This is a genomic window from Mesorhizobium sp. M7A.F.Ca.CA.004.04.2.1, assembly GCF_004022825.1.
Classification (GTDB): Bacteria; Pseudomonadota; Alphaproteobacteria; order Rhizobiales; family Rhizobiaceae; genus Mesorhizobium.
Window position 1 is genome coordinate 1 of sequence record NZ_RZPH01000977.1, and the last position, 2,233, is coordinate 2,233.

Genomic DNA, 2,233 nt, shown 5'->3' on the forward strand with positions numbered 1-2,233 from the left:
TCATCGAGCAGACCAACATCGTGCTCACCCGCTGGCGCGCAACCCGCCTGCTCGACGCCGACGACGAGGAGGAATGACCACGGCTACTTCCGCTTTAGCACGGCGACCGCATTGTAGGTCTGGCCATCGGCGTGGCCGACCCAAATCCAGGACAGATTGCCCTTGTAAAACCTGACGGTGATGTTGCCTCCGTCGATGCATTTGTCCCGACCGTAGGTGATGTTCTCGTGGTATTCCGCCGAAATGTCGTCCCTTGACGTCTGCGACAGCGATCCGCCGCAGCCGAGTGACGGATAGTCGATCGACGCGCTGCCATCGTTGATGGTCATGGCGATCGCCCAGTCGGCGCCGGCGTCACCCGCCGGGCTCTGGTGGCCATTGCCTACCCAGGTGCCGCTCAGCGACAGCACGTTCACCGCGCAAGGCAGGTTCTGGAAGATCGGAGTCAATTCGCCGCCGGTTTTCTCGCAGCGATAGGTCTGCCCGCCCTGGCACAATTCCTCGCCTTCGCGCGCGCACTGGGCGCGGGCGTCGCCCGCAGCGGCGAACATCATCATTGCCGCTGTGACGGCCCCAAACCTGCCCATTTTCCCCTCCCGTTCAGACCCGGAACGATACGGCAATCGCGATCGAATGTATCGGCCAGATCGTCATGGAGGCCGAACAGCGCCGGGCGGGTGGCTCTATGCCTTCTGCCCAGCGCCGCTAGCCTCTCGCCTGCGTGACAGGAGGCCCCGATGAGCCGGACAATGGCAACACAGGACGAGAAGCGACCGCCCGTCGTCGACGACCGCCATGTCGACCCGCACTCCTATCCCGAGGGGGTCGCTTTCCTCGACGGCCAATACCTGCCGATGTCGCAGGCCAAGATCTCGGTGCTGGACTGGGGTTTTCTGCATTCCGACGCCACCTACGACACCGTGCATGTCTGGAACGGCCGCTTCTTCCGCCTCGATTTGCATCTCGACCGCTTCTTCGGCGGGCTGGAAAAGCTGCGCATGACCATCCCCTTCGATCGCGACGGCGTTACCGAAATCCTGCACAATTGCGTGGCGCTGTCGGGTCATCGCGCCGCCTATGTCGAAATGCTGTGCACGCGCGGCGCCTCGCCGACTTTCAGCCGCGACCCGCGCCAGGCGGTCAACCGCTTCATGGCGTTCGCCGTGCCGTTCGGCTCGGTCGCCAATGCCGAGCAGTTGCAGCGCGGCCTGCGTGTCGCCATCAGCGCCAAGATGCGCATTCCGCCGGCCTCGATCGACCCGGCGATCAAGAACTACCACTGGCTCGATCTGGTGCGCGGCCTCTACGATGCCTATGATCGCGGCGCCGAGACCGCATTGATCCTCGACTTCAACGGCAATGTCGCCGAGGGCCCGGGCTTCAACGTCTTCTGCGTCAGGGACGGCAAGCTGTCGACGCCTTCCATTGGCGTGCTGCCGGGCATAACCCGCCGCACCGTCTTCGATCTCTGCGCCGAACAAGGTCTTGCCGCCACCGCGGCCGATGTCAGCGTCACTGCATTGCGCGAGGCCGACGAGGTCTTCATCACCTCGACCGCGGGCGGCATCATGCCGGTGACCGAGATCGACGGCGCGGCGATCGCCAACGGCAAGGTCGGACCGATCACCAGCCGGCTGATGGCGCTCTATTGGGAGAAGCACGAGGATCCGGCGTGGTCGTCTCAGGTGAATTATCCCTGATAATTCAGGCGTCTTTTTCGAAAGATTCCGGTCGCCTCTGGAAAATCAGAGGACGGACCGTATATGCCCGAAAGCGGAGAGGCCTCCGCTTTCACGCAAAATCACGCCCGCAGGGGCAAGGTCTCCAAGATCATGACATCAAAGGTTTGGTTCATCACCGGATCGTCGAAGGGCTTTGGTCGCGTCTGGGCCGAGGCTGCACTCGCGCGCGGCGACAGCGTCGCGGCCACCGCCCGCGATGCCGGCACGCTCGCCGATCTCGTCGAGAAATACGGCGACAGGATTGCCGCGATAAAGCTCGACGTCACCGACAAGAAAGCCGTCGATGCCGCAGTCGCCGAGGCGCACAAGCGTTTTGGCCGGCTCGACGTCGTCGTCAACAATGCCGGCTACGGCCATTTCGGCGCCATCGAGGAGGTCAGCGAACAGGAAGCTCGCGACCAGATCGAAACCAATGTCTTCGGCGCGCTGTGGGTCGCTCAGGCCGCACTGCCGATCATGCGGGCGCAGCGTTCCGGCCACATCATCCAGAT

3 protein-coding genes and 1 pseudogene are annotated in these 2,233 nt (G+C 63.5%); 3 read left to right on the forward strand and 1 reads right to left on the reverse strand.

Annotated elements, in window-relative coordinates; translation table 11 throughout:
* Nucleotides 1-77 (forward strand): annotated as a pseudogene (locus tag EN893_RS40110) (DUF2293 domain-containing protein); the annotation flags it as partial.
* Between the two features lie 6 nt (nucleotides 78-83).
* On the opposite strand, the gene EN893_RS30040 reads toward EN893_RS40110, so the two are convergent.
* Nucleotides 84-587 (reverse strand): hypothetical protein, encoded by a 504-nt coding sequence (locus tag EN893_RS30040; protein WP_127267193.1) that lies wholly within the window; start codon nucleotides 585-587, stop codon nucleotides 84-86.
* Between the two features lie 150 nt (nucleotides 588-737).
* On the opposite strand from EN893_RS30040, the gene EN893_RS30045 reads away from it, so the two are divergent.
* Both EN893_RS30045 and EN893_RS30050 read left to right on the forward strand, forming a co-directional pair.
* On the forward strand, nucleotides 738-1,700 hold the full coding sequence (locus EN893_RS30045) for a D-amino acid aminotransferase (RefSeq protein ID WP_127267194.1): 963 nt from the start codon (nucleotides 738-740) through the stop codon (nucleotides 1,698-1,700).
* 132 nt (nucleotides 1,701-1,832) lie between these two features.
* Nucleotides 1,833-2,233: SDR family NAD(P)-dependent oxidoreductase (locus tag EN893_RS30050; protein WP_128362024.1), on the forward strand; the 401-nt coding region annotated here is incomplete at its 3' end.

Bases quoted from the DNA above. Each gene is read 5' to 3' on its own strand.
- EN893_RS30045 (WP_127267194.1), top strand. From the start codon at position 738: ATGAGCCGGACAATGGCAACACAGGACGAGAAGCGACCGCCCGTCGTC.
- EN893_RS30040 (WP_127267193.1), bottom strand. From the start codon at position 587: ATGGGCAGGTTTGGGGCCGTCACAGCGGCAATGATGATGTTCGCCGCT.